This window comes from uncultured Ellagibacter sp. (genome assembly GCF_934636505.1).
Classification (GTDB): domain Bacteria; phylum Actinomycetota; class Coriobacteriia; order Coriobacteriales; family Eggerthellaceae; genus Ellagibacter.
Window position 1 is genome coordinate 16813 of sequence record NZ_CAKUAL010000012.1, and the last position, 26748, is coordinate 43560.

Sequence of the window (26748 nt, forward strand, 5' to 3'; positions counted from 1 at the left end):
GAATGGCGAGGCACTCGAAACTGAAGGGGCGACAGGCGGCGGCTTGCGCTGTGGGAAGGTGCGCGGTAGCGACGGTTACCGCGCTGTCTCTGCTTGCTCCGAGCGCCCAGACGCTCGCTTGGGCGAATGACCAGGCACAAGGCGAATCCAACGACCGAGCCGATGCGACCCTCGGGAAAGCCCAGCTTGCGGAAAGCCAGGAAGCGAACCAGCCCACCACGTTCGCAGAAGCGTTGGCGCAGCTTGACGCTACGCAGGATGCTGCAACAATCCGCGCGAGGGCGGGATGTCTGGAGGATTAGAGCGCAGCGGGCCGAACGAGGGCGGGATGCCTGGAGGATTCGGCCGAACCGCCTCCCGTTTTCTGGATGCGCCCCGCCACGTTCCTTGGGGCATGATCGGCTTCCCGTTTCTCGGATACAAACCGCCTCTCGCTTTCTGAATCTTGAGCCGCCTCCCATTTCTCAGGCATGAAGAAATGGGAGGCGGCGAGCAAAATGGTTTTGAGGCACGGCGTTGAGAATGGCTTTTCCTCAGAATCTGCTCGTCGTGGACAGAAATCGTCGATATGCGAGAATTCGCCTCCGCCTTCGGCTCGTCTCTCTCGGGGCGATAGGCAAAAACCCAGGTCGCAGACTATAGGGAGCAAGACCGAGCATCCAAGGGCCGCTTTCGGACTCACATATCGACGCTATTTGTCCGCAGGTATGCCGATGTGCTGATTATGTCAGCTATTTATCCCGTTCGGGAAAAACAATGGCATTATCTTTTAATATTCCCGTTCGGGAAAAATAGATCATAGCTTGCTATAATTACCCCGTTCGGGAAAATTAACGAGAGATAGGTTTGCCATGAAAACGCGACGGGTTGGCAAAGTTACCGTTCCCCTTGGCGAACGAATTCGCCTCGGTGAAGGAGAAATGCCGCTTGTGCATGAGCGCTTCGTGTCCGCAGAACAGCTGGGGGCCGCATTGCGACGGCGTAGGCGCGAGCTTGGCTATACGCAGCAGACAGCAGCCGACCTTTGCAACCACAGTGTTCGTGTTATCAGCGAAATCGAACGCGGCCGCCCAACGGCGGGAATCGGTGTGATACTGGACTACGCCCTGACACTTGGCGTGGATATGGAGCTTTCGGTAAGGGGGCGCTCCTCGTGAAGCTGGAAGTGTATAGGGAATTCTCTGGCGATTACCAACGGGTTGGCGCGCTTTCGGACGAAACGGGGGCAGCGTCATTTCGATATGACTCCGAGTACCTTTCGTCGCAGAATGCGCATGCGATTTCGAATAAGCTTCCGCTTTCGAATGCCCCGTTCAATGCGGCTGTCACGAAGGCTTTCTTCGACGGGATTGTTCCCGAAGGTTCGCTTCGCGGGGATATCGCAAGAGTCGCCAAGATCGACCGTCGAGATTATCTGGGCGTTTTGAATCAAGTTCGCAACGAGCCGATTGGCGCATTGCTGTTTTCTGACGAGCGAGGCATTTCGCAGTTGCATATGGGTTACGAAGAGTTGTCGCCGAGAAAGATGTCCGCCCTCGCATCGGAGCCTGCGCGTGAGGCGCTTGAGATGACGCTTGAAAGCCGTATTTCTCTGGCTGGTGCGCAATCGAAAGTGGGCTTGTATCATGAAGGAGACGATCCAAATGAGGGCTGGTTTTTGCCCACGGGGTCCGCTCCGTCAACCCACATAGTGAAGGCTTGCTCAAGCGCATTCCCTGGTGAAACTCTGTGCGAAGCGCTTTGCATGCGAGCCGCTCAGCGCATGGAATTAACGGCCGAGTGGTGTTTTCTCATAGACGCAGGCAAGGAAAACCCCCTTCTCGCTGTTGAGCGGTACGATCGCTATTTCGACGAAGGCGACGCGCGTTGCGCGAACGGGCTTCGTGTTCCTCGGAGGTTGCACCAAGAGGATATGTGCCAGACGTTGGGGATTGGTTCTGCTCTCAAATATGAACCAACCGAGGTAAACTACTTAAATCTGATTGCGACTGCAATTGCGGAGCAGTCGGCCGATCCCCTGGAAGATAGGTTCATGCTGGCATATTTCCAGTTGTTCGATTATGCGATGGGGAATTGCGACAATCATCTGAAAAACTGGTCTGTTCTCTATTCGGCGGATTGGGCGACTGCCAGACTCGCGCCGCTTTATGATGTGGTTAACACGACAATGTATCCGCAGCTGGCAAGGGAGATGGGGGTATCATTTGGCGGCAGTCGGGTGATCGACGAGGTAACCGCCGATATGGTGCTCGGCCGTCTTTCGGGAATAGGCGTGTCGAAAACTATGGCAAAAGGTATGTTCGCCGACATGCGCACCGAATTGGCTCCGGCACTCGAAAACGCTGCGCGGGTCCTTTCCGAGGAAGGGTTTCCCCAAGTGGAAGATGTGCTGGACAAATTAATGCCGGGCGTTGAGCGACGCTTATCGATATTGGTCTAAGCGGGGATGTGGGATTCGGCTAACGAAGTCTCGCGTATTTTAGGGGTTTGGCGATGCGCGGGGATGCGTCTGCGGTGGGAAGCTGCCGTAGGCGGGCGGCGCGTGGCGGGAAGCGGACCGCAATCGGAAGCCGCCGCAGGCTGGGCGGGCGTTCTCTATAATGCCAGGTCAGAAAGGCGCGGTTTTTCACGAGCTTTTCGTCTTCTGCCGCCTGCCGTCAAAACCTGCGCACATCGAGCAAATAGTATTCGAGGCGTACCGTTAGGGTGGCTTTTTCCTCAGAAACGGCTTGTCGTGGACAGAAATCGTCGATATGCGAGGCTTCGCCCACGACATCGACCCGCCTTCCTCGAGAAGCTCGGCAAAAGCCCAGGCCGCAGACTGCAGGGGGCAAGACCGAGCGTCCAGGGGTAGCTCCCAGGCTCACATATCGCCGCTATTTGTCCACGGATGCGTTGATTTGGGCGGATTGAGCGCTGTCTTTCGGCGGGTCGTGGCAGTGGTTTCTTGCCTGATAGCTGGTGTTCTGAATAATGAATATCTAAGTTATCTGATTTTCGCGCAAGTAGCACGGTTCTCCGATACACTAACCACTTGTATTCGAACCATACAAACTTGCTAGGGAAATGCTGGCTGCGACGTGCTGCCTCCGTGGGCAGTGGGCTTGATGGCGTTGCTGGGCAGGTGCGCTTGCTGCGCTGTGAACTGGGAGCACGTGCCGTCCCGCGCGGGCGAGAGCCTCAAGATTTCTGCGAGCTGTTGCGCCTCTCGGTCTTTGCGCGCCTCGTATGGGCGATGCCGCCGGGGTGGCTAGCGTTTTCCGTGTGTTTGTCCTTTGCGGAAGACGGCATCAGGGGAAGGGAGCACTGCTCACATGAACGACTCAAGCTTTGAGGCAATGGCTGGGGAAATCGAGGGGCTTCTCGGCATAGACCAGGAGAAACACGCTGGCTGGCACGCGGAATCCATCGCGGTCCACGGCTACGAGGGCGCAGACGTGCGCACGGGCGCCATCAGCTACCCCCTTTATCAGTCCGCGACGTTCGCTCACCCCGCATGGGGCAAATCGACCGGCTACTGCTATTCCCGCTGCGGAAATCCGACGCGCTTGGAGCTTGAGAACACCATCGCTCTTTTGGAAGGCGGGAAGAAATGTATGGCGTTTTCAAGCGGCATGGCGGCTATCACCACGCTACTCAAGCTTCTGCGCTCGGGCGATCACGTGTTGGTGAGCGACGACCTTTACGGCGGCACGTATCGCCTGTTCAGCAACATCTACACGCAGTACGGGCTGGAATTCGACTACGTCGACCTTACCGATGCCGACGTGCTTGCGGCGTCGTTCAAGCCGAACACGAAGCTCGTGTTCCTGGAAACGCCCACAAACCCCACCATGAAGGTGGCCGATATCGCCAGCGTCGCCGAAGCCGCGCACTCGCACGGGGCGGTGCTTGCGGTGGACAACACCTTCCTCACCATGTATTTCCAGAAACCGCTCGAACTGGGCGCTGACGTGGTGGTTTACAGCGGCACGAAGTACTTGTGCGGCCATAATGACGTGCTGTCGGGCTTTCTCGTCCTGCGCGACGGCACGCTGCTCGAGACGCTGTTCAACGCCGCGATGAGCGAGGGCAACCAGCTCGACCCGTTCGACAGCTGGCTTATGCTACGAAGCCTGAAAACGCTCGGCGTTCGCCTTCGCCAGCAGGAGAACAACGCGAAGCGCATCGTGGAGGCTCTGAAGGGAAACCCCCACGTCACAGACGTGTTCTACGTCGGCGACCCCGATCACTCGGACTACGGGCTGTCCTGTCGGCAGACCTCGGGCTTCGGCGCGATGGTGTCGTTCAAGGTCGACGCGCACGAGCGCGCGCTGGCGGTGCTCGAGCGCGTGCGGCTCGTTCTTTTCGCGGAGAGCCTTGGCGGCACGGAGAGTCTCGTGACGTATCCGCTCGTGCAGACGCACGGCTCGATTCCGAAGCCGATGCTCGACAAGCTGGGAATCGATGAGCGCCTGCTGCGCCTTTCGGTCGGCCTCGAAAACGCGGAGGACCTTATCGCCGACCTGGAGCAGGCAATAGGGTAACCTTATCGAGGGAGGAAAAATTACCAAGGTTGCGCGTTTTGCCCAGGACGGGTGCGCCTGGGTGCGACCTTGTGTGCGACAGTGAATGGAGCATTCGCATGACGAAGTACGATTTCGAGACGATTATCGATCGCCGCGGCACGGGCAGCTTGAAGTGGGACGCGTGGAGTCGCCGCGGCCACGCCTCCGATGAGCTGCCGCTTTGGGTCGCCGATATGGATTTCAAGACCGTGCCCGCCGCAATCGAGGTGTTGACGGAGCGCGTGGCGCACGGCGTGTTCGGCTACTCGATGGCACCCGACGGATACTATGAGGCGGTGCAAGGGTGGTTCGAGCGCCGTCACGGCTGGCGCCCGGAGCGCGAGTGGTTCGTCATGACCCCCGGCGTGGTGTTTGCCCTGGCCATGGCCGTGACCTCGTTCACGCAGCCGGGTGATTCCGTGATCATCCAGCCGCCTGTGTACTACCCGTTCCGCATGATGATCGAGGACAACGGCCGCAAGATGGTCACGAGTCCGCTGCTTTACGAGGGCGGGCGCTACACCATGGACTACGAGGGTTTCGAGTGCGAGCTGGAGAAATCGGGTGCGAAGCTGTTCATCCTGTGTAACCCGCACAATCCCGTGGGACGCGCGTGGACCGAAGACGAGCTGCGCCGCATTGGCGACATCTGCCTGCGCCACAACGTCGTGGTGGTCGCTGACGAGATCCACGCCGACTTTGCGCGCGCGGGTCATGTGCATGTGCCGTACGCCTCGCTCGGCGAGCGCTATGCGAAAAGCGCCGTCGTCTGCACGGCGCCGAGCAAGACGTTCAACCTGGCAGGGCTGCAGCTGTCGAACATCTTCATTTCGAATCCCGATCTGCGCGCCGCGTTCAGGCGCACGCTCGACCGCACGGGCTACGACGAGCCGAGCGTGTTCGGCGTCGTGGCCACGCAGGCGTGCTATGAGCAGGGCGGAGAATGGCTCGACGAGCTCAAGGGCGTGCTCGACGAGAATTACGCCGTGCTCGAGGCGGCGGTTTCGCGCATGCCTGGCGTGGAGCTCGTGCCGCTCGAGAGCACGTACCTGCCGTGGCTCGACTGCCGCGGACTGGGGCTTAGCGACGCCGAGCTCAAGCATCTGGTGGGGCATGACGCGAAGCTCTGGCTCGATATGGGAACGATGTTCGGCCCCGAGGGCGCCGGCTTCGTGCGCGTGAATCTCGCAAGCCCGAAGGCCATGATCGAGGACGCCTGCGGCCGACTCGAGCGGGCGGTGACGGCTCTGGGGGAGTAGTCACCATTGTTGTAGGGAAAAATGCCACGAGGTTTAAATGAGGGCTCTCCAACCTTGGAATCGAGGTCTCCGGCTTTAGGGTCAGGAGTCGCCAGCCTTAGAATCGGCTCTCCTGCCTTAGACCCTGCGGCTATGCAAAGGGGGCGACCAGGCTATCATTGTCCCTGGTCGCCCCCTCCTTGTAAGTGTTTGCCGCCTGGCGACTTACTTCCCGAATAGCTTCGAGAAGAACCCTTGCTTTTTAACCTTCTCTTCGCGCAAAGACCCCTCGCGCTTCGCCTCGGCCTGTGGGGTGCCGCCGTTGCCGCCGCTGCCACCGATGCGGACGATCTCGTGCAGGAAAGGCGACTTCACGTAGCGAATCTCGATGGGCGTCGCGTGCACGGTGCTCTCGCCCGAGAGGTGCACAGTCGAGCTGAGCGGGGCGACAACGTGGGTTTCGCGCGTCTCGCTGAACACCACGGCGGCGGCGCGTCCCGTCTGGCCATTCACGGCGATGCGCACCTGCTCACCCTCGCGCCCGTCCGAGGCGGGCCTATCGACGTAGTAGATGGGCACGAGCATGAGCCCGGAAGTGTGCTTCCTCACGTTATATGTCCAGGTGCGCAGGCTCTTCTTGCTCAGGCCGAGCGCTTCCTCGGCGTCGGTTTTCGCAATCTTGAGCGCCAGGTTGTCGATGATGACGCTGTCCTTCGCGAAAGCCTCGACGGCCGCCACGCGGAAATTCCCTTCCTGCATGGCGGGGTCGAAGGGGGCCACCGCCGAGAAATCCCACGGCTCCAGAAGGTTCATGAGGGACAAATCGAATATGCGCGTCTTGGGATAGACCCAATCGAGCACCTCGAAGAGCACGAGCGTCTCCTTCTGGAGCTTCTTGCCGGGGTAAGACGCGATTATGCGCAGGTCAGCGAGCGATACCGCGGTATACGCGAGAACCATCTGGCTGTCGATGGCGTCCTCGACGCTGTGCCCCGCGAAGAGGTCGGGGTGCTGTCGCACGAGCTCGCGGGCGTTTGCGCGCGCCTGCTGCTCGGATATGCGGCAGGGAATTGCCTGGTCGGGGATGTATTCCGAGCCTGTCCCGATAGACAGGTGCTTGCTGAACGTGCCGGGTTGCATCAGGTCGGTGGCGCCGATCTTGTTCCCGCACGACGGGCACTCGAACACGCTCTGGGTCGACTCGCCCTCGAACGCCGCGCCGCAAAACGGGCAGGGGATGCTCACGGTTGTTGCGCGCTCGAACTCGCCTGCGGTGGCGGGGTCCTCGTTTAAGATCCACTCGGCGAGGGACATGTTGCGCCAGTAGGGCTTGAAGAAGTACCAGTCGGATTCCTTCGGGGGCTCGAGGCGCGACACTTGGGGCAGCTTGATCAGGCCGTTTACCATTTGAAGGGGCTGGTGGCGGAACTTCACGATGGAATCTTGCCCCGCCGCGCCTTCTCCCCAGGGCTCGCTCGTCCCGCAATACGCGCATTCGAAGCTGCGGGTTGCCTGGTGAGAATACATGGGGCCGCCGCAATTGCGGCACTTGATAGCGAAGAAATCTTCCATGAAGCCTCCTTAGCATTCGGTTTGTCGCCTGAAAGTATGTGGGAGCGCGTGCGGGCTTGGCAATACCCCTATGGCCCATTTCGCGCCGCTGTTGCGGCTTCCGTTTTGCGAGTTTGCGCGGGAAATCCGAGCGAGCCCCTTCCTTGTTATCGCGCTGCGCTACTATAGGCGGGTGCGAGAAACCGCTTATCGAAAGAGGCATGCAACTATGACTACGAAGTACAACATCTGCCTTTTGCCGGGCGACGGCATCGGCCCCGAGATCATCGCGGAAGGGGTGAAGGTCCTAAACGCCGTCGGCGCGAAGTACGACACGGAATTCGCGTGCGCGGAATCGCTTATCGGCGGCGCTGCCATCGATGCTACGGGCGAGCCGCTTCCCCAAGCGACGCTCGACGCCGCGAAGGCCGCCGACGCTGTGCTGCTTGCCGCTGTGGGCGGGCCGAAGTGGGACACGACCGACCCGAACGCCCCGCGTCCTGAGCAGGGCTTGCTCGGCATCCGCAAGGGCCTAGGCCTCTACACCAACCTGCGCCCCGTGCAGATCTTCGACGCGCTCGCCGGCGCTTCCACGCTGAAGCCCGAGGTCATCGCGGGTGTCGACCTTATGATCGTGCGCGAGCTGACGGGCGGTTTGTACTTCGGCAAGCGCGAGCGCTTCTACGATGAGGAGGGTGCTGGCGTAAACGGCGCCAAGGGGCAGCGCGCTTACGACACGCTCGAGTACCGCGAGTACGAGATCGAGCGTATTGCCCGTCAGGCGTTCGAGGCTGCGCGCAAGCGCCGCAAGAAGGTGACGAGCGTCGACAAGGCCAACGTGCTCGAGACTTCCCGCATGTGGCGCGAAATCGTGCATCGCATCGGCGAGGCCGAGTATCCCGATGTCGAAATCGAGGACCTGCTCGTGGATAACACGGCGATGCAGCTGATCAACCGTCCTGCCGACTTCGACGTTGTGGTGACCGAGAACATGTTCGGCGACATCCTCTCCGACGAGGCGGCCCAGATCACGGGCTCGCTTGGCATGCTCGCCTCCGCCAGCTTGGGCGACGGCACCGCGCTCTACGAGCCTTCCCACGGAAGCGCGCCCGACATCGCGGGCAAGGGCATCGCGAACCCGCTCGCGCAGATTCTCTCCGTCGAGATGATGCTGCGCTACAGCTTCGACATGAATGATGCCGCCGACGACATCCGCCGCGCGGTGACCAACCTGCTCAACGACGGGTGGCGCACGGGCGACCTGAAGGATGCCACCACTCCTGCCGACAAGGTGGTCAACTGCGCCGGCATGGGCGATTTGGTCGTGAAGTACCTGTAAACTAGTCCTGACGTGATGCTATCGAAAGGAGCCAACATGGCTGACGATTGCTTGTTCTGCAAACTCATCTCTGGGGAAATCCCCACGAACAAGGTCTACGAGGATGACATCTGCTTCGCGTTCGACGACATCGAGCCCGAGGCGCCCGTGCACACGCTGCTCGTGCCGAAGAAGCACTACGATGACATGTGCGACGGCGTGCCCGAGGAAGTTTTCGGCCACATGATGTCTGTCGTCCCGAAGGTCGCCGAGATCAAGGGTGTGCGCGAGTCCGGCTTCCGCACGGTGGTGAACACCGGCCCCGATTCCGCGACCACGGTGAAGCATTTCCACATCCACATTCTGGGTGGGGTGAAAATGGGACGCTTCACGTTCGAGAACTCCCAGCGCGCGCAGGGCGAGGAGTAAGCCCCGACGTCTAGCGTGCTCGGCGTGACGCTGCGCTTGGTTGCTCGGCCTTTGCCGGGTTGCTTTCGGCGAGGCAGCTCGCGGGGCGCGCATGCCTCTTCGCAAACGAACAAGCTGGCAACCCGCCGGCGGCATGATCTTTTCAAGCCCCTTCGAATCGCAGCCTGAACTGCGCGGAGGGGCTCGCCTGTTTTGAGGACGGTGTAAGCCTCTCTTTGCGAGGAGCGGAATCTTCCCCTGCGTTTTGTGGTTCTCGTCCTTGGACTAACCGGGCTTCCTTCTCGAGCGTTCCGACTCGACCAACGTGTGCGGCTGGCTCCCGAGTGCGCCGACTTGACCAGCTTGCGCGGTCTCTTCCCGACTTCTATATCTCGATCGATATGATAGTGATTAAGTGTCATTTAGAGACAAATTCGCTCCATTCGTCCTAGAACGCGGTCGTCGCGGCAAAATACTCGATATCTGGAGTATTTTGAACTCAACGAGATGAGTTGGATGCATGACCGCGACAGGGTTGCGTCGATTGCGCGGCATGCGGGGAAGCGGGACGGAGGTCCCGAAGAAAGAAGGCAAGATGACTACCTCAATCAAACTCGCTGTGCCGACGATGGGCGCGGCTAGCCTTAACGCTGAGCGCTCCGGCCATTTCGGCCACTGCGACTGCTTCACTGTGGTCGAAATCGTCGACGGCGTGGTCTCCGAAGAGGCGACGATGATCGCGAACCCGCCGCACGAAGAGGGCGGTTGCCTGCGTCCGGTGGGCTTGCTCGCCGACGCCGGTTGCAACGCGATCGTTGCTGCCGGTATGGGAATGCGTCCGCTCATGGGCTTCAACCAGGCGGGCATCACCGTGTACTACGACGCCGAGCATCCCATCGTGGGCGACGCCGTTCGGGCCGTTGCGGCTGGCGAGGCGCCTATCATGTCCGCCGACCAGGCGTGCAACCATCACCACTAAGGCACCCAGGTTCACTCTGCGCGGCAGCTCGATCGGGCTGCCGCGCTTTTTTGTGCCGGAATTGGGCTTTTGCCGTGCACCGTGTCGCCCGTATCGACATTGCGCTTCGTTAAACGGGGCATCTGCGCTGTGCAGTGCTATCCTTTTCCCAAGAGGAAAGGAAGTTTGATGGCGCATTGCGAGACGGATAAGGACGGCGTGTATCGCATCGACGGCAGGGTCGGTCTTTTCGGGGCGCGACCTCAGGTGCTGCCCGATGCGGTGATGCCCCTGCCCGGCGGACCTGCACCGACATCGTCGTTCGGTTGGATTCGCGACTCGAGAATCACTCCCTCCTCGGGTGACACCTACCTGGTTGAGTTCATCGCGGAAAACAAGTTTCGCATCTGGGGTTACGTCGATTGCTACGGTCGCGCGTTTGTAACCGACCGCCCGCTTTTCGCGCCCCCGGCGCGCGATCCCGACATCCTGTTCTCGCGACCGTGGGACGGGAAGTCCCCCTCTGATTTCGGCACGCTTGTCATGCCGAACTCGAAATTCAAGCGCGATCAGGAGATTCGCGGCACCGTTCAGCTGCGCGACAAGCGCGGGGTTCGTCAAGTCGCCTGCTTCTCCCTGAAAAACGGCCGCTACTCGCTTTTCGATTCCTGGTGCGATTTCGGCTCCCACTCGGACAACCTCACGTATCACGAGGCGCTCGCCCGCTGCTTTTTCGCGTTCACCTTCCGCCCGCTGCTCGGCGGTGCGCGGGTCCCGGCGCGCGGTCTCGGCGAGATTATGGAGAGCCTCGACTCCGAAACGCCCTTCGAGGACCTGCTCGGCGCCCTGCACGACATCCGCTCTGCGGCCCTCGATCCCGCGATGCAGCCTCCGTCGCTCGCTCTTCTGCTTGCGAGCTGGCTTTACGACGCGAACGCGATGGGCGTGCTGGCGGGTGCCCAGAGCGACGGGTTGAACGCCCCGTCGCTGCGATTCGTTCGGACGCGGCGCTATTCGGACACGTATTTCCTCGGTCGCGGGGAAGGCGGCGACGGCATTCCCGAGGCGACGATTTGGGCTATCGAGTCGGCGATCAACCGCTTCGTGCTCATTGCACGAAAGCTCGAGGAAGGCGCGGACGCGGGGTGCTGCGATGCATCTGACCAGGATGTTTCCGAAATCGATGCGTGCGGCGCCATCGATATGCAGCTGTTCGAGGCGGTCGCTGTGCAGGCTCCCTGCGCCGCGCATCCCGCAGACGAGAACGCTGCGGCGCCGAACAGGGCGGGGGAATGGGACGTCCGCCGCTCGATTGGGGAATCGATTGAGCGCTTCCAGCTGCCTGTTCGCTTCATGGTCGAGTACCGCGTCGACGTGCTGCGCTGCGGAAAGGTCGCGTTCGAGGTGGTCGTTCCGCCTGCGCAGCTCATGCCGCAGCGGGTTTATTCCTCCCAGGCGGGTTCCTGGGTCGATCAATCCGACGTCGAGAGAGGGCGGATGGCGCTGCGCTACGCCGAGCACGTGGGCATGATGCTCGCTGCGGCCGCATTCCATGCGGGATGCGCAATCGACGAGGTGGCCGTCTGCGCGCGGGAGCTGGAGGCAGCCGGTGAGGTCGAACCCGAAGGTGGCGAGACCTCAGATACAAGCAATGGCGAAGGCGCCGGCTTCGGCGGCGAAGGTGATGCGCTCGGCGCTGGTTTCGGCGGCGAAGGTGGCGAGCTTGACGGCAGGTTTGACGCCGAAGGCGATGAGTTCGACGGCGGCAGCGTCATTGTCGAGCTCGAAGACGGCAGCGTCATTGTCGAGTCCGGCGATGACGGCAGCGGAAGCGCCGATGCCGGCAGCCGCGATGCGCACCCTCTCTACCAGGTGAAATTCACGAGAAGCATCTGCGAGGGAGCCCGTTTCCAAGAGGCGCTTAAAGGCGATCCCGCGGAGCTGTTCGCGGAATGCGGCGCGCGCTTCGGCGCCGACGCGATCGATTTCTCGCTCGATGATGCCGTCGATGCCGAAGCGAAGCGCATTCGCGGCGAGCTGCCCGAGGTGGGCTCGCTCGCCTTCGGTCCGCGCGAGGCGAAGGCCTTCGGCGCCGAATCGCTTCGAGACCTAAGGATTCACTCCGATGCCCAGCTGCGCCATGCGGGCGAGCGACTCGCCGATGCGGTCGCACGCGCGACGAGCACCACCGAGGCCATCCGTTTGGCGCAGATGGAGCAGAACGCAGCCGACGACCCGCGTATTTTCGCGGCGTGCACGCGCCTTATGACCGACCTTCTGGAAGGCAACGTTGATGCGCACGACCAGAACGCGCTGGTCAGCTGCTTCATGGGGGAGGACCCTTACCTGAATGCGCTCGGGCAGGCGCGCGCCGTCGCGCAGGCCGACCCGCATCGGGCGGCGTCGATCCTGCGCGAGGCGATCCGTCAGGCCGAGGAGTCCAAGCGCTTTGCGGACAACTCCGAGGCCGTCCATCGCATGTTCGACACGTATGCGTCGCGCATCATCTACAACCGCGAGCGGCAGGGGAGCGCACCCTGGCGCAGCGGACTTGCCTTCCCCCATCCTGATGAGGGGAAACGCGTCGAGCTGTTGCCGTCGTCTTTGGCCATGTGCTACTTGGAGTCGGTGCGCCTTCTCGAGGAGTCGTTCAGCCACGCGGAAGAGGCCGTGCAGTTCGGCCTGCGCTGCATACAGGTCGCGCCCACCTACACGCCCGCGTATCGCCAGACGGCACGCGCGTACATGCTCATGGGCGACGTGTCCACGTCTTCGCGCACGCTCAGGCGCTGCCTGGAAATCGCGACGCAGCCCGACGAGATCGCGCTTGCGTACTACCAGCTCGCGTATGTGGAATGGAAGGCGGGGAAAACGGCGCTCGGTGTGGCGTGTTATATGAAGTCGATGATGACTGCCCCGATCTACCTGGCCCAATGCACCATCGAGATGCATCGGCTGATGGCGGAGACCGGGCAGGGCCCTATCGATCGCGAGGAAGTCGACGCGATCCTGGCAGGCGATGGCGTGCCCATCGCGCCGCTCGACTCGCTGCTCGATGCGCTCGACGACGCCATGCGCACGGCGATTGACGACAACATCTTCCAGGTCGGCCAGCCGCTCTTGGCGCTGCGGCTGTTCTACCGCCCCGACGACGCGCTCGTGAACGTGCACAAGAGCCTCAACGCGCCCCTGCCCCCGCAAGCGCTCGACTAGCCTGAAGCAAGGCTCTGGCCAGGGAAAACAGCGCGCCTCTAGCCCTTTCCCCGCATATTTCCTCCAGCGAAACGAAGCCGTGCGACCGTGATGCAAGGTCGCACGGCTTCTCTTTTTCTCCGCAATCTTCTTCAAAAGATGCGACATCTCCCTGCATCTGTCTCACGGGAAAGACACGGCGGCATACCTGTCTCAAACGGTCTTTTTTTACCGGCGAGCGGTAGCTAAAGTACGTGTCGTTCGGTCGGCGAAGCAGGCCGAAGCGCACTGCCGCAAGCCAATCAACAAGGCGTTCGCCACGGCTTGCAAGCAAAAGGGGTAAACGGAGCGGTCAAGACGAAAGTCCGCTCACGAGAGGAAAAGAGGGGTTGAAAAATGAGCGAAGAGGCTCGCAAGTCCGAGATCAATCAAACAGGCCGCGCCTGGGTTGTCGCGATCATCGCGATCGTCGCGTCCATCTTGATCTCGGTCAACAACAACAAACTTCCCGCAACGGCGTCACTCGTGCTGCCGGCGCTGGGCATCGACACCGGTGCGCTCAGCACATTGATGTCGTTGAACGGCTACGTCGGGTTCGTCCTGGCGTTCGTGGCCGCAACCATCATCATGAAGTTCGGTTCGAAGAAATCGACGCTTATGGTTTTGGGATGCGCGCTTGTCGGTGCAATCATCAGCGCTTTTGCGCAGTCCTATGAGCTTTTGGTCGTCGGTCGCCTTATCGAGGGCGTGGGCTACGCCTGCATCGGCACCGTGGTTCCCGTGCTCGTGTCCGAATGGTTCCCGCCGTCGAAGCGCGGTGTGCCGATGGGCATCTTCTCCGTGTGGGTTCCGCTCGGTTCCATGTTCATCATGGGCACGTCGGGATTCTTCTTCAACACGGCCGACCCGTCGAGCTACCACAACGTGTTCTGGTTCGTCGTCGTGCTCATGGCAATCATCACCGTCATCTGGATCGTTGCCGTCCGCAATCCGCAGCATTCCTACTTGGAAGACGAGACTGACCCCAGCGCCCCGAAGCCGAAGGTCTCCGAGGGCTTCAAGAGCCTGTCCTGCTGGGTTGCCATGATCGCGTTTGCCGCGTTCGCCCTGGGCACTGCGTGCGTCATGAACTTCGAGACGCTCTACATGGTTCAGACCATGGGTATGGACCAAGCCGCCGCGAACGGCATGCTCAACGTCGCGAACATCGCCGTCGTTATCGGCGGTATCGCAATTGGCTTCGTCATGAACGCGGTGAAGAGCAATTCCGGCCGCCTGGCTATTCTGGTCGTGAGCTCGGCGGTGCTCGGTATCTGCTTCGCGCTGGCCTACACGGTCAATGGCGCGATGCTCACTCCGTGGCTTATCGTGTTCGGCCTGTCGAACGGCGTCGTGCCGGCCATCTTCTTCACGATGGTCGCGGAAATCGCCCCGCGCCCTGAGCTTGCGAGCGTGTCTTCCACGCTGATGAGCTGCGGTCAGTGCGTTGGCGGCATCCTGTTCGCCGCGGTCGGCGCCGTTGTTGCGACGGCTGGCTGGGGCGCATGCACGGGCCTGCTCGCGGCTGTCGGCATCGTTCTCTTCCTTGGTTCTTTGGCCCTTCTGCTCGTGCTTAAGGCGCGCGACAAGAAGCAGGCGTAAAGATAACGAAAACCATTCGAGTGATTTAACGCAAAAGACGAGAGGAGTTAGATCATGGAATTCAAGAACGACCTGGGTAAGCCCTGGAAGTTCCAGGATGGCGACTTCACGGTTTACCGTTCTTCGGTGTGGAGCCCTCCGGGATGCCATCCCGTTGGATGCGGCATTAAGATTTACGTCGACAAGGACGGCCGCATGGACCACATCGAGGGCGACGAGAACGACCCTATCACCCACGGTCGCCTCTGCCCGAGATGCCTGGCGCTCAAGGACTACGTGTACAACCCGAGCCGCGTCATCTACCCGATGAAGCGCGACAAGTCCGAGCGCGGCAATGCCGACGCGTGGGAGCGCTGCAGCTGGGATGAGGCTCTCGACCTCATCATGGACAACTGGAAGGAGCTCACCGAGAAGTACGGTCGCAAGACCATGGCGATCTTCGTGGGCACCGGTCGCGACGGCATGCTCTCCCAGGACTTCCAGCTCTCCATCTTCCGTACGCCCAACCTGGCTTACACGCAGTCCGGCTACGCCTGCTACCAGCCGCGCATGATGTCCTCCCAGATGGTTTTGGGCGCGCTCTACCCCGAGCTCGACTACGCCGGCGGCCTCGAAGGCGGCTACGACGACCCCGAGTATCAGGTGCCCGAGCTCATGGTTCTCTGGGGCAAGATGCCGCTTGCGTCCAACCCCGACGGCTTCTTCGGCCACGCGGTGATCGACCTTATGAAGCGCGGCGCGAAGCTCGTGACCATCGACCCGCGCGTGAACTGGCTCGCTACCCGCTCCGTCGTGCAGCTGCGCCTGCGCAACGGCACCGACGCGGCGCTCGCGATGGCGATGTGCAACATCCTCATCAAGGAAGACCTCTACGACCACGACTTCATCGAGCGCTGGTGCTATGGCTTCGACGAGTTTGCCGAGCGCGTTGCCTACATGACGCCGGAGAAGGCGGCCGAGATCTGCGAGGTGCCCGTCGACGACATCTACCGCGTGGCCCGCATGTACGCTGCTGCGAAGCCCGCGTCTATCGCTTGGGGCCTCGCGTTCGACCAGAACACCAATGGCATGCAGGCTGGCCAGTGCGTGCTTGCCATGATTTGCATGACCGGCAACCTCGACGTTCCCGGTGGTAACATCGTCGCTGACCTGTCGATGCCTGAGGACCTTACCGGCGACGCTGCTGCCGGTCAGTCTGCCCACAACACCGACACTCGCTCGTTCATTACCGAGGGCTGGTACCAGATGACCGACGAGGAACGCGCCGAGTGCATCGGCATGGACAAGTACCCGCTCTACTGCAACCAGATTACCGGTTGCCAGGCGGACTGCATCCTCGACACCTTGGAAACCGACGAGCCCTACCCGGTGAAGATGGCATGGATCGCCAACACCAACCTGCTCGCGCCGACGAACTCCGCCGAGCCGACGCGTTGGCACAAGGCCTTCCAGCGCTCCATCGAGTTCGCCTTCGGCACCGACTGCTTCATCACCCCGACCATTCAGGCGGTGTGCGACGTGTTTCTGCCGCTGTCGACCGTGGTCGAGCATGACGGCGTGAACCGTACCCATTACGGTGCGGCTTCCATCACCACCGGCTGCGGCAACAAGGCGATCACGGTGGGCGAGGCGAAGTCCGACCTCGAGATCTACTGCCTGCTCGCCGAGCGCATGGCCAAGATGTTCCCGGACGACCCGAAGGCCTGCTTCGCGCACGAGAAGTACGCCGAGTACCATGACTACCTGAACAAGAACCGCCTCGAGGGACGCCACACCTTCGACGAGGTCAAGGGCCTTGTGAAGTTCAAGCGCAAGGTGTACTACAAGAAGTACGAGACCGGCAAGCTCCGCCCCGACGGACAGCCCGGCTTCCTCACCCCGACCGGTCGCGTGGAGCTGTGGTCCTCGCAGTTCAACGACAACGGTATGGATCCGCTGCCGTACTACTACGAGCCCGACCTTTCGCCGCGCATCCCGGACAAGAAGCCCGAGGACCTGAATCTGCTGGCGAACCCCTATGTGCCCGAGGAGCTCGACGCCAAGTGGCATGAGCGCGACCTCTCGCACGAGGAGATCATGAAGAAGTACCCCTTCATCCTCTCCACGGGCCATCGTCGCTACAGCTCCTTCCACTCCGAGCATCGCCAGATTGCCGTTCTTCGCGAGATCGATCCGAACCCGATGCTCGAGATCAACCCGAAGGACGCCGAGAAGATCGGCCTCGCCGACGGTCAGTGGTGCGAGATTTCCAACATGTTCGGCAAGGCGAAGTACAAGGCCCGCATCCTGCCGACCATCAAGGAAGGCCACGTGGAAGCCGATCACGGTTGGTGGTTCCCTGAGCAGGACGGATCGGAGCCCTCGCTGTTCGGCGTGTGGCAGTCCAACTGCAACGACCTCATCCCGCTCCATCACAACAACGCGCTCGGCCTGGGCGCACCGTACAAGAGCGCGTGCTGCAACGTCACGCCCCTGAAGGAAAGCTACGACGTCGATATGAAGGCGTTCGGCGAGAAGTTTGGAAAGCTGGTGTAACGAAGATGACTCAATACGGTCTGCTTATCGACTATGAATACTGCACGGGCTGCCAGTCCTGCGAGGTTGCTTGCAAGGAAGAGCACAACTTCCCAGTGGGCAAATGGGGCATCTGCGTGCTCGACGAGGGCCCTTGGCAAAAGGACGATTCCTCCGACCAGGGCGCGAACTTCAACTGGAACAAGATTCCGGTCCCGACGGATCTGTGCGACCTGTGCGCCGAGCGCTTGGCCGACAATCGCGAGCCGGTGTGCGTGCACAACTGCCTTGGCGCGTGCATGAAGTTCGGCACCATCGAGGAGATGGCCGCCGAGCTCACCAAAAAGCCCAAGCAGGTTCTCTGGGTGCCGACCGAATAGCAATCCGACGCTCTGCGAGATTCTCCACCTCGCATGAGTAAACCCCGAGCCGGTCCAACCTCCCCCTGTGTTCGGCTCGGGGGATTTCCCTCCCCGCGTACCGCCTGAGCGCATGTGCGCTTGCGCGGTACGCATCGGGTGGGGCAACGAGCGTTCGATTGCCCCATCCGATGCGTTATCGGGGGATTTCGCGCATAATGAAAAGCCTAAGAAGAGGGGTAGTAGGCATGAAAAGCAAAGAGGGGCAGGGCCTTTCGACCCTTAATGTAATCGGTATTTTGGCGCTCTTCTGCACGATGAGCGAGTTTGCCATCCTGACGCCTTCGATTGCCGCGTTCTCGCACCATTTCGTGGGGACGGACATCACGACTATCATGTTCGCGAACAGCATCACGGGCATCGTGTCGGTGCCGGTGAGCGTGCTTTCAGGGGCGATTCTACACAAGGTTGGCTTCAAGCCGATGGCTATCCTCGGCATCTTGGTGATGTCACTCGGCGGCGCTTTCCCGTTCCTCATGCCGGACATCACCGACTACACGCTCGTCATCGTTTCGCGTGTTATCGTGGGCATCGGCTTGGGCGTGATGTTCCCTGTGGGAAATGCGACCATCATCGCCCTGTTCGAAGGCGAGAAACGTTCGCGCCTTCTGGGGCTCGGCATCACGATCCAGTTCCTGTTCAACCTGATTTACACGACGGTTGCGGGGTATCTCACCGAAATCGGCTGGAATTATTCCTTCCTCGCGTATCTCATCGGTTTTGTTCCCATGGTCGTCGCGCTTGTATGGATGCCCGAGGCGAAGGGCGTTGTGGCCGAGGGCCGCGAACGCGAGCGCGCGGAGCGCGTGTCGACGGCAAAGGAGAAGATTCCTCACGCTATCTGGGGATATGCGCTCTTTGCGCTGGCGACGTGGACCTGCGTCGTGACCGTGCAGATCATCACGTCGACCATCCTCGACGTTCGTGGGCTTGCAAGCTCCGGTCAGGCGGCACTCGTCATCAACTGCTGCGGTATCGGCACCATCTTGTGCGGGCTTGCCTTCCCGATGCTTGTGCGCGTGTTCAAAGCCCGTCTGTTCGGCATCGGTGCTGCGCTTGCGGCGATCGGTGTTGTGCCCTGCATGTTTGCTGACAACACGATCATCTACGCGATCGGCGTGTTCGTCCTGGGGTTCGGCGGTTCGATGTTCTTCACGGCGGCGCAGAACGCGACGGGTAACATTGCCCCGAAAAGCCGTGTGCCGTTCGTCTCCGGCATCATGACCTCCATGATGAACTTAGGTCCCTTCATCGCGCCATACCTGTTCGCAGCAACGGTTGCGGCAAATCCTTCCGCCGGCAACGACGCTGTGTTCCCCGTCCTGATCGCGATTTGCGCCGTGTGCGCGGTCATCGGACTTTTGCACCCCATGAGTGCGCTCGTGGCGAAACCTGCAGATGGCGCGCTTGATGAGGGTGCGCCCTCTGACGCGGATGGCACGAACGGGAATCGATAGCCTCATGCCGCGCTGCTTTGCGTGCATACATTGCGGGAAGTGCGGGCCGCCTTCGTCCGACGCAAAGGTGAAGCCCGTCGGGTGGTGCATTTTCTGCCGCACGCAAAACGAGGTTGACGCGAAAGTGTGCGCGAACTGCGGCAAGCCGCTGCCGAAAACCCCGGGATCGTTCCAACGGAATGCGGGCGGCGGGGAGCGCTAGATGATGCGATGCGGCTTAGGCTCCACGATGGGTCGGGGCGGACGCGATGAGCGCGGATGGAGCGGCGTGTTCAAAAGGTCGAACAGCTCGCGCGGAACCGAATTGGCGACCCATTCGCACATCTCGTCGAGGGATACGTCGTAGAAACCGTAATGCCATTTCGGGAGAAGATGGACTTCGAGCTCGACGGTGGCGTCGATCTGGAACTTCAGGTGCTCCGTCATGGGAATTTTGTACATCTGCGTGAGCGTTTCGGTGATCGTCTTGCGACGCAGGCGTGGGGCGAAGTTGTCGATGGCATTGTAGTCGTTCGATTTCGCGACGCCTGCATAGAAGAGGTTGCGGCTTGCGATGTTCGCCTCCGTGATGTAGTACCCCTCTTTCCAAGAAAGCGTGCGGCCGATTTCGTTTGCCCCTTGCGCCCAGGCGAGCTCTACATGCCATTGGGCGATGGCGAACTTGTCTTTGAAGCATCGGTAGAACGTCGCGCGGGATACCCCTGCTTCCTCGCAAATCTGTGTGACCGAGAGCTTGTCGAACGGCGTTTCCTCGACAAGCTTGTCGGCTGCGTCCAGGATGAGCAGCTTCGTCTGATAATTGCTGATAAGCGAGTTGTCCAAAAGCTCGCATCTCCCCTCTGAAAATGCAACAAGGTGCGCCCCCGCTCGCCTCGTTGCATTAGTGGCGCCCCGGGGTCGGCTTGCTCCGCGGGGCGCCACTGCGTTCGCGCGAAAGCTCTACGCGTAGATTTCCTTTTCCACGACGAGCTCGTTTTTGATCTTGCCGACGAGCTTCTGCAGCGCATCGACGCAGTTCGGGCGGATGTCGGCGCCGATGAGCACGTACATGATGGAGTCGCCCACGCCAAGCTCGCCCTCGTTCATCCAGGTGCGCACGTAGTACACACCCGGCCAGGTGAGCGCCTCCTTCTCGGCTGCGGCAACGCCCTCGGCGTCGTAGGAGAATTGCACCTTCGCGACTTCTCCGAGGCCTTGAACGCCTTCGCGCACCTGCTTTTTGGGGGTGATGCGCACGATGCCGTTGTGGGTGAGGAACATGCCGCACTGCGCGGCTTTCGGGTCGGCCTTGGCTTCCTTGAGCCACTGGTCGATCGACGGTTCAGGTTTGGACATAAGTTGCCTCCAAAACGTTGAGTGTTCGGGCGCCCTTTCCCAGGCGCTCATCTGGAGACCCATTGTACTCGAAGTGGGCCTTCCCGCGTGAGGGGCACACTCCACTTCCCGCGAATCCGCAGGTTTGCTATTCACCGCTAATGAGCCAGCTGACTAGGTTGATTTCGCCGTCAAGGTAGGCAAGCGCGGGGACGTCGGTGTGGCTCGCTCCTTCGAAGGTCGTGATGCGCGCCGCAGAGCCCGAATCCGCAAGTTTGCTAACAAGGTCGATGGACGACTGGGGTTTTACCACCTTGTCTTCCGTGCCGATGAATGCCCAGGTCGCTACATTGGAAAGCGCCGAAATCATAGCCTTTTTGCTTCGCACGCCTCCACTGCACGGTGCAATGCGTGCGAACTCGTCGGGGTTGGAAGCGGCGATGCTCCATGTTCCGGTGCCGCCCATGCTGAATCCGGTGAGGCTCACGTTGGTCGGATCGATGTTGAACTTCGCCTTCACCTCTTCGGTTGCGGAGATGACGTTGCTGCTAAGGGCGATCCAATCCTTTGCGCTTGAGGGCGCTTGGGGCATGAGCACGTAGGCGGGAATGTTCCCGAGCGTGCCGTCGGAGAGCCATCGGGCGAAGTCGTCCGACAAGAGCATCGCGTTGGGGTCGTCTCCCTTGCCCGTGATGCCGTGGAGGTACACGATAAGCGGCATGTTCTCCGTTGCGTTTTCGGGGGTGTACAGCCAGCAGTTGAGGTTGCCCGCGGTCACAAGGGAAAGCGCGGCGGCCTGCTGTTCGGCGCCCGAGCCCGAGCCCGCACCCGCGCCTTCGCCCCCGCCTTCGCCAGGAAGCGCTTCTGCCCCTTGCGTGACGCAGGTTGCGGTCACCGCGTATTCTGCAGAAACGTTGTCCGCAATCTCAACGTAAGAGATAGGTTGCACGATGTAGCTGTGCGTACTGCCCTCCTCAAGCCCGTCGAAAGTGGCGGAGGTGCCGTCTGTCGTGCCCATCATCTGGATAAGGCCTGTGTCGGGGAAGTAATCGAAGAGCTGATAGCTGTTGGCTCCCTCGACGGGCTGCCAAGAAAGCGCGATGCTGTTCGAATCGGGCGTTGCGCTCACTTCGGGCGCGGACAGGGTTGCCAGCTCGACCTTCTGATCGGGCTCTTGCCCGCCCTTCACCTGGATGACGCGGAACCCAACGTCGGCGAATCCCTCGGAGGCGAAGCGCCCCTCCTTGCGGTTCTCAGTGCGGCAGTCGGTTCGCTCGCTGTTCCATGCGCCGCCCTTCACTCCGAGCAGGGTCTCGTCTCCCTCGCCTCCGCGAACAGTTGAGGTCCATTCCCATACGTTGCCCCAAAAGTCGATGGCTCCATGGGCACCGCGCGTGACGCCGTCGTACTCATAAACAGAGACGCGCCCGTCTGCAATGCCGCAGTTGAAGTCGGCGTCCTTGGGCATATGACCCGCTGCAAGCTCCCATTCGCTCTCATTGGGAAGGCGGTAGGTGTTTTCGCCGTCCTGCTCGGTGAGCCAAGCGCAGTAAGCCTGTGCATCTTCGTAGGAAACATAGTTCACCGGATAGTCCGCGTCGCCCTCGTGCGACCCGTCCCCCCAGTTCTCAGGCGCTTGCGCTCCCGTCGCTTCGAGGTAGGCGGCATATTGGGCGTTGGTCACCGGCATACGGCTCACATAGATGCTCTCGCCCGCGCCCATGACGGGGATGAACTCGTATTGGGAGGCGTTCGACGTCTTCCACTTCAAAAGGCGCGTGTCGGTGAAGCGCAGCATGCTGGAGTTGATGCGGTTCCAGTAGGTTGCGTACATGTCCTGCACGATGTCTTCCATCTCCGCGACGGTTTCCTCGCCACCCGGCTTGCCCGTGGTCTCGACCTTGAGCGAGGCGAGTTTCTGCTCCTTGCGATCGAGCACGGCGTTGTAGTTGTCGATCACGATGGATCGCAGGGCCAGGTAGTTCTCTTCTGTGGGGGATTTCTGATAGGCGGAGATCAGGTCTTTGGTTTCCTGCGTGAGCTCGGGCTGTTCCGTCTCGATGAAATCGCTGTGGGTGAACGAATTCTCGGCAATTGCTTGCGTTGCGGCAACGGGGACCAGCGAGGCTGCCAAAAGCGGTGTGAGGAGAATGCCTGCAAGTGCTCGCGGATGCTTCATGGGGGCTCCTGTTCGTCGGTGGTGGAAAGCGGCGACCCGCTCGTTTCCTCGAGCGGCGCAAGCTCGAGCGTAGCGGCATCGGTTTCTCCGTTTCGAGGGTCAAAGTGCGGCAAAGTCGCGGCAAGGTGGTTCCCGCGTGAGGCGAACATGGGTATGATCTGCGGTGAAGAGAAACGAGGAAACGGTGTCCGAACGTATTTACCTTGCCGACGACGACGAGAATATTCGCGAGTTGATTGCGGCGTTCCTTTCCCAGGAGGGCTTCGAGGTGCAGTCCTTCGACAATGGGACGAGCCTGATGGAGGCTTGCGGAAAAAGCATGCCCGACCTGGTTATACTTGACGTCATGATGCCTGGGGTCGATGGGCTTGCGGCGTGCTCGACGCTTCGCCGCGACCACGCTGATCTGCCTATCGTCATCGTGTCGGCAAAGGACAGCCCCTACGATCGTGTGACGGGGCTTACGCTTGGCAGCGACGATTACCTGGTGAAACCGTTCCTTCCGATTGAGCTCGTCGCTCGCGTCAAGGCGATTTTGCGGCGTGCGCGCAACCACGGGTCCCCGCCTGTTGCCGAGCTTGCGCCGCGGAAGCTCTCCTTCGGCACGCTCGACCTTTTCCCCGGGCGACGCGACGCGCTTCTGGGTGGCAATCCGATTTCGCTTACGCCGACGGAGTTCGATTTCCTGACATACCTGGTTGAGCGTCAAGACAGGGCGGTGAGCAGGGAGGAATTGCTGAAAGCGCTCTGGGGCATCGATTGGCAGGCCGACACCCGCGTAGCTGACGACCTGGTGAAGCGCCTGCGCCGTAAGCTCCGAGCCGCTGGCGGCGGCGTGAACGTGGAGACCGTTTGGGGCTTCGGGTTCCGCATCTCTGCAGAGGAACGCGAATGAGCCGCTTTGCCGAGCGTTGCGGGAAACAGCGTGTTCTCGTGCGGCTTCTCATCCCTGCCGTGGCCCTTTTGCTTTTGCCTCCCCTATCGTGCTTCGTTTTCCACGTAAGCGCAACGCGCTATGCGTATTCGGAAGCCGAGCGGGAGCTTTCCGCTTTGCAGCAGCAGATAGAACCCCTGCTTGAAAGCGGACTTTCGGGGGAGGGCGCCGACGGTGCGGCGGAAGCGTTGGGCGATAGTACGCAAGCCTTCTTGAAGGGGGCGGGGGTTACCGCCTCGCAGCTGGGCGGCAATGCGCGTCTTTTGATATTGTCGAATGCGATGAAGGTGGTGTACCCGCGCAACGAGCAGCTTCGCGAGGATGTTGCGCCCCTCGCCGCCGATTTCGCGCGGTATTTCCAGGAGAATGGGGCGATCGAGAGCGATTCTATCGAGCTTTCGGCAAGCGATGGCGAAACGTATCTTGCTGCTAGCTACGACCCTCCTTCCGGCGCGCACAACCTGGCCCATGTGATCGTCTATTGCCCGACCTCGCATATCGGCGAGTGGGTGGAGGCCTCCTCGCTTCTCGTTCTGGGCGTATCGTCGGTCTTTGCCCTGGTCGTGCTTGTGGCGCTTGTGGCGACGGCGCGCAGCATCACGCGTCCTCTTGCGCGTCTTTGCCGCGGCGCTGAGCGTATCGGCGCGGGCGATTTCGTCGAGATTGCGCCGACGTTCGGGCTTGGCGAGCTTGAAGAGCTGCGATGCTCCATGAACGACATGTCGAGGCGGCTTGAGCAATCGGAGCAAAGCCAGAAGCGCTTTTTGGAAAACGTTTCCCATGAGCTGCGAAGTCCCTTGATGTCGATCGGCGGTTACGCCCAGGGAATCGAGCGGGGCGTGTTCGATCCGCCACAACATGCTGCACGCGTCATCATGGACGAAAGCGCGCATCTTGCCGAGGTGGTCGACGGTTTGCTGTGCCTGTCGCGCCTGGAAGCCGACGTGGATTGCGCAGCGTTGTGCCCGACTGACGTGGCTGAATCGCTCAATCGCTGCGTTGATCGCGTGCGGGGCCTCGCGTCCTCGCGCGGCATCTCGATCGAGGTGAGGGAGCCTGGCTGTAAAGCGGCGGCGCTTGCGACCGACGATCTTTTCGACAAGGTTGTGGGCAACCTGCTCTCGAACGCGATTCGCTATGCGCGAAGCAAGGCGATTGTGTCTATCCGCGAGCGGGGCGATCGGGTGGAAGTGACGGTCGCCGACGACGGACCGGGGATAGGGAAGGCCGATCTGCCCCATGTGTTCGAGCGTTGCTACAAAGGCGAAGGTGGGCATTTCGGCCTGGGCCTCTCCATCGCTCAATCGGCGGCTCAGCGAATGGGAGCGACCCTTTCCGCCGAAAACGGCAGCTCGCAAGGCGCGACGTTCACATTGTCGCTTCGCCGGGCGTAGGGCGGGGGAATCCCGCCTGCCTTCGGCTCCTTCCCTATAAAACGCGTGCATTTTACGAATGGGAAATACTTGCTCATCGCCCAAATGATAGACTGGGAAAATTCCACAGCATCAGAAAGGACAGCTATGTCTCTCCCAGCATCCGATACTAGCAAGCAGCCCGACAACCTCACCACCATGGATTTGGGCGAGGTTCTTCCCCGCACGGCCGAGGTTCGCGATAACCACCTGTTCATCGGCGGTGTTGACATGGTGAAGCTCGCGCGCGAGGAAGGCACCGCGCTCTACGTGTTCGACGAGGCCGATCTTCGTTGGCGCATGGAAACCTACCGCGAGGCGTTTCGCTCGCGCTACGAGAACTCCGACGTCATCTACGCTTCGAAGGCGTTCCTCAACAAGGAAGTCGTGCGCATTGTGAATGAGGAGGGGCTTTGCCTCGACGTGTCGGGCGGCGGCGAGCTCGCCTGCGCCCAGATGGCGGGCTTCCCGATGGAGCGCGTCTTCGTGCACGGCAACAACAAGACGCCCGCTGAGCTGCGCGAAGCCATCTCCGCAGGTGTGGGCCGCATCGTGGTCGACAGCCGCATCGAGCTTGCCCGCGTGTCCGAAATCGCCGGCGAGCTTGGCGTCGAGCAGGCCATCTACATGCGCATCACGCCCGGCGTCGAGGCCGACACGCACGAGTACATCCGCACGGGCTGCGAGGACTCTAAGTTCGGCTTCACCATGCTCGACGACTTCGCGTTCAAGTGCGTGAAGGACGCCATCGAGGCGCCCAACGTGAAGCTCGTCGGTTTCCACTGCCATATCGGCTCGCAGATCTTCGCGCTCCACTCGTTCCGCGAGGCCGCGCAGGTCATGATCGAGTTCATCGCGCGCGTCCAGAAGGAATACGGCATCGAGATTCCCGAGCTCGACCTGGGCGGCGGTCTGGGCGTGGCCTACCTCGCGACCGACAAGCCCTCCTCGATCGACGATTTCGCGGAATGCACGACGCGTGCCGTCAAGGACTTCTGCGCCGAATACGGCGTGCCCGAGCCGCGCATTCTCGTCGAGCCTGGTCGCAGCCTTGTCGCCAACGCCGGCGTCACGCTCTACACCGTGGGCATCCTTAAAACCCTGCCCGGCATCCGCAAGTACGTCGCCATCGACGGTGGCATGTCCGACAACATCCGCACGGCGCTCTACCACGCCGACTACGAGCCCGTGATCGCCAACAAGGCGGGCGAGCCGCGCACCGAAATCGTCACGCTGTGCGGCAAGCACTGCGAAAGCGGCGACGCGGTCGTCATCGACATGCCCATCCAGCATCCGGAAATCGGCGACATCGCGTGCGTGTTCACAACGGGCGCGTACTGCTCTACCATGTCTAGCAACTACAATGGCCAGCCCAAGCCGGCGGTGGTGTTCGTGAAAGATGGTGCCGCCCGCGTCGTCACGCGCCGCGAGACCTATGCCGACCTCTACGCCCGCGACATCTAGGAGGACCTTATGACCATCAAGCTCGGACTCGTCGGCACCGGCACGGTCGGTGGCGGTTGCATCGACATCCTTCAGAAGCACAAGGAGGACTTCAAGCGCCATTACGGCATCGATGTGGAGCTTGCCCGCGTCTGCTCGCGCGACCCCGAGCAGGCCAAAGCCCATGGTGTGAGCGACCTGTTCACGCTGGACTACCATGACA

20 protein-coding genes and 1 pseudogene are annotated in these 26748 nt (G+C 61.2%); 17 read left to right on the forward strand and 4 right to left on the reverse strand.

Features of this window, described 5'->3' with window-relative positions:
- Window positions 1-2 precede the first annotated feature (2 nt).
- The 5 genes from Q0G18_RS02705 (at window position 3) to Q0G18_RS02725 (ending at window position 5806) form a co-directional block, all read left to right on the forward strand.
- Window positions 3-302, forward strand: coding sequence for a hypothetical protein (locus Q0G18_RS02705; RefSeq protein ID WP_297149280.1), 300 nt, complete (start codon window positions 3-5; stop codon window positions 300-302).
- 618 nt (window positions 303-920) lie between these two features.
- The gene (locus tag Q0G18_RS02710) at window positions 921-1157 is read left to right on the forward strand and encodes a helix-turn-helix domain-containing protein (protein WP_297149282.1); all 237 of its coding nucleotides are present in this window, start codon (window positions 921-923) and stop codon (window positions 1155-1157) included.
- The gene (locus Q0G18_RS02715; protein ID WP_297149284.1) at window positions 1154-2440 is read left to right on the forward strand and encodes a HipA domain-containing protein; all 1287 of its coding nucleotides are present in this window, start codon (window positions 1154-1156) and stop codon (window positions 2438-2440) included. The genes Q0G18_RS02710 and Q0G18_RS02715 overlap by 4 nt, the downstream gene beginning before the upstream one ends.
- 874 nt (window positions 2441-3314) lie before the next feature.
- On the forward strand, window positions 3315-4526 hold the full coding sequence (locus Q0G18_RS02720; RefSeq protein ID WP_297149286.1) for a PLP-dependent aspartate aminotransferase family protein: 1212 nt from the start codon (window positions 3315-3317) through the stop codon (window positions 4524-4526).
- Between the two features lie 98 nt (window positions 4527-4624).
- Entirely contained in the window at window positions 4625-5806 is a 1182-nt protein-coding gene (locus tag Q0G18_RS02725) for a MalY/PatB family protein (protein ID WP_297149288.1), read from the forward strand.
- 204 nt (window positions 5807-6010) lie between these two features.
- Here the strand turns inward: Q0G18_RS02725 and Q0G18_RS02730 are convergent, their stop codons facing one another.
- On the reverse strand, window positions 6011-7357 hold the full coding sequence (locus tag Q0G18_RS02730; protein WP_297149290.1) for a hypothetical protein: 1347 nt from the start codon (window positions 7355-7357) through the stop codon (window positions 6011-6013).
- Window positions 7358-7565: 208 nt separating this feature from the next.
- Here Q0G18_RS02730 and leuB point away from each other — a divergent pair, with 208 nt between their 5' ends.
- The 8 genes from leuB to Q0G18_RS02770 all read left to right on the forward strand — a co-directional run bounded on the left by leuB (window position 7566) and on the right by Q0G18_RS02770 (window position 19243).
- Window positions 7566-8675 carry a 3-isopropylmalate dehydrogenase gene (gene leuB / locus Q0G18_RS02735; protein WP_297149292.1) on the forward strand — a complete coding sequence of 370 codons (1110 nt, stop codon included), beginning with the start codon at window positions 7566-7568 and terminating at the stop codon, window positions 8673-8675.
- A gap of 36 nt (window positions 8676-8711) precedes the next feature.
- A complete protein-coding gene (locus Q0G18_RS02740; RefSeq protein ID WP_276998092.1) occupies window positions 8712-9083 on the forward strand; it encodes a histidine triad nucleotide-binding protein in 372 nt (123 codons plus the stop codon).
- 574 nt (window positions 9084-9657) lie between these two features.
- A complete protein-coding gene (locus Q0G18_RS02745; RefSeq protein WP_297149294.1) occupies window positions 9658-10041 on the forward strand; it encodes a NifB/NifX family molybdenum-iron cluster-binding protein in 384 nt (127 codons plus the stop codon).
- Window positions 10042-10209: 168 nt separating this feature from the next.
- The gene (locus tag Q0G18_RS02750; RefSeq protein WP_297149296.1) at window positions 10210-13233 is read left to right on the forward strand and encodes a hypothetical protein; all 3024 of its coding nucleotides are present in this window, start codon (window positions 10210-10212) and stop codon (window positions 13231-13233) included.
- 375 nt (window positions 13234-13608) lie between these two features.
- On the forward strand, window positions 13609-14853 hold the full coding sequence (locus tag Q0G18_RS02755) for an MFS transporter (RefSeq protein ID WP_297149298.1): 1245 nt from the start codon (window positions 13609-13611) through the stop codon (window positions 14851-14853).
- A gap of 54 nt (window positions 14854-14907) precedes the next feature.
- Window positions 14908-17388, forward strand: coding sequence for a molybdopterin-dependent oxidoreductase (locus tag Q0G18_RS02760; RefSeq protein WP_297149300.1), 2481 nt, complete (start codon window positions 14908-14910; stop codon window positions 17386-17388).
- 5 nt (window positions 17389-17393) lie between these two features.
- Entirely contained in the window at window positions 17394-17747 is a 354-nt protein-coding gene (locus Q0G18_RS02765) for an oxidoreductase (protein WP_297149302.1), read from the forward strand.
- Between the two features lie 227 nt (window positions 17748-17974).
- Window positions 17975-19243 (forward strand): MFS transporter, encoded by a 1269-nt coding sequence (locus tag Q0G18_RS02770; protein WP_297149304.1) that lies wholly within the window; start codon window positions 17975-17977, stop codon window positions 19241-19243.
- Between the two features lie 198 nt (window positions 19244-19441).
- Here Q0G18_RS02770 and Q0G18_RS02775 read toward each other — a convergent pair whose 3' ends face one another.
- From Q0G18_RS02775 to Q0G18_RS02785, 3 genes are all read right to left on the reverse strand, one after another.
- Window positions 19442-20065: a TetR/AcrR family transcriptional regulator gene (locus Q0G18_RS02775; RefSeq protein ID WP_297149305.1), complete on the reverse strand. Its 624-nt coding sequence runs from the start codon at window positions 20063-20065 to the stop codon at window positions 19442-19444.
- 117 nt (window positions 20066-20182) lie between these two features.
- Window positions 20183-20578: a molybdenum cofactor biosynthesis protein MoaE gene (locus Q0G18_RS02780; protein ID WP_158049291.1), complete on the reverse strand. Its 396-nt coding sequence runs from the start codon at window positions 20576-20578 to the stop codon at window positions 20183-20185.
- Between the two features lie 127 nt (window positions 20579-20705).
- Window positions 20706-22736, reverse strand: a complete 2031-nt coding sequence (locus Q0G18_RS02785) for an SUMF1/EgtB/PvdO family nonheme iron enzyme (protein WP_297149307.1) — start codon at window positions 22734-22736, stop codon at window positions 20706-20708.
- A 184-nt stretch (window positions 22737-22920) separates the two neighbouring features.
- On the opposite strand from Q0G18_RS02785, the gene Q0G18_RS02790 reads away from it, so the two are divergent.
- The 4 genes and pseudogenes from Q0G18_RS02790 to Q0G18_RS02805 form a co-directional block, all read left to right on the forward strand.
- Window positions 22921-23631 (forward strand): response regulator transcription factor, encoded by a 711-nt coding sequence (locus Q0G18_RS02790; protein WP_297149308.1) that lies wholly within the window; start codon window positions 22921-22923, stop codon window positions 23629-23631.
- Window positions 23628-25064: a HAMP domain-containing sensor histidine kinase gene (locus Q0G18_RS02795; RefSeq protein ID WP_297149309.1), complete on the forward strand. Its 1437-nt coding sequence runs from the start codon at window positions 23628-23630 to the stop codon at window positions 25062-25064. Before Q0G18_RS02790 ends, Q0G18_RS02795 begins: the two co-directional genes overlap by 4 nt.
- Before the next feature lie 126 nt (window positions 25065-25190).
- Window positions 25191-26546, forward strand: a complete 1356-nt coding sequence (lysA, locus tag Q0G18_RS02800; protein WP_297149310.1) for a diaminopimelate decarboxylase — start codon at window positions 25191-25193, stop codon at window positions 26544-26546.
- Window positions 26547-26555: 9 nt separating this feature from the next.
- Window positions 26556-26748: pseudogene (locus Q0G18_RS02805) on the forward strand (homoserine dehydrogenase); the annotation flags it as partial.

Coding starts and splice junctions, on each gene's coding strand:
- Q0G18_RS02795 (WP_297149309.1), top strand. CDS start 23,628: ATGAGCCGCTTTGCCGAGCGTTGCGGGAAACAGCGTGTTCTCGTGCGG.
- Q0G18_RS02765 (WP_297149302.1), top strand. CDS start 17,394: ATGACTCAATACGGTCTGCTTATCGACTATGAATACTGCACGGGCTGC.
- Q0G18_RS02760 (WP_297149300.1), top strand. CDS start 14,908: ATGGAATTCAAGAACGACCTGGGTAAGCCCTGGAAGTTCCAGGATGGC.
- Q0G18_RS02780 (WP_158049291.1), bottom strand. CDS start 20,578: ATGTCCAAACCTGAACCGTCGATCGACCAGTGGCTCAAGGAAGCCAAG.
- Q0G18_RS02705 (WP_297149280.1), top strand. CDS start 3: ATGGCGAGGCACTCGAAACTGAAGGGGCGACAGGCGGCGGCTTGCGCT.
- Q0G18_RS02750 (WP_297149296.1), top strand. CDS start 10,210: ATGGCGCATTGCGAGACGGATAAGGACGGCGTGTATCGCATCGACGGC.
- Q0G18_RS02785 (WP_297149307.1), bottom strand. CDS start 22,736: ATGAAGCATCCGCGAGCACTTGCAGGCATTCTCCTCACACCGCTTTTG.
- Q0G18_RS02710 (WP_297149282.1), top strand. CDS start 921: ATGCCGCTTGTGCATGAGCGCTTCGTGTCCGCAGAACAGCTGGGGGCC.
- Q0G18_RS02720 (WP_297149286.1), top strand. CDS start 3,315: ATGAACGACTCAAGCTTTGAGGCAATGGCTGGGGAAATCGAGGGGCTT.
- Q0G18_RS02745 (WP_297149294.1), top strand. CDS start 9,658: ATGACTACCTCAATCAAACTCGCTGTGCCGACGATGGGCGCGGCTAGC.
- Q0G18_RS02730 (WP_297149290.1), bottom strand. CDS start 7,357: ATGGAAGATTTCTTCGCTATCAAGTGCCGCAATTGCGGCGGCCCCATG.
- Q0G18_RS02725 (WP_297149288.1), top strand. CDS start 4,625: ATGACGAAGTACGATTTCGAGACGATTATCGATCGCCGCGGCACGGGC.
- lysA (WP_297149310.1), top strand. CDS start 25,191: ATGTCTCTCCCAGCATCCGATACTAGCAAGCAGCCCGACAACCTCACC.
- Q0G18_RS02770 (WP_297149304.1), top strand. CDS start 17,975: ATGAAAAGCAAAGAGGGGCAGGGCCTTTCGACCCTTAATGTAATCGGT.
- Q0G18_RS02755 (WP_297149298.1), top strand. CDS start 13,609: ATGAGCGAAGAGGCTCGCAAGTCCGAGATCAATCAAACAGGCCGCGCC.
- leuB (WP_297149292.1), top strand. CDS start 7,566: ATGACTACGAAGTACAACATCTGCCTTTTGCCGGGCGACGGCATCGGC.
- Q0G18_RS02740 (WP_276998092.1), top strand. CDS start 8,712: ATGGCTGACGATTGCTTGTTCTGCAAACTCATCTCTGGGGAAATCCCC.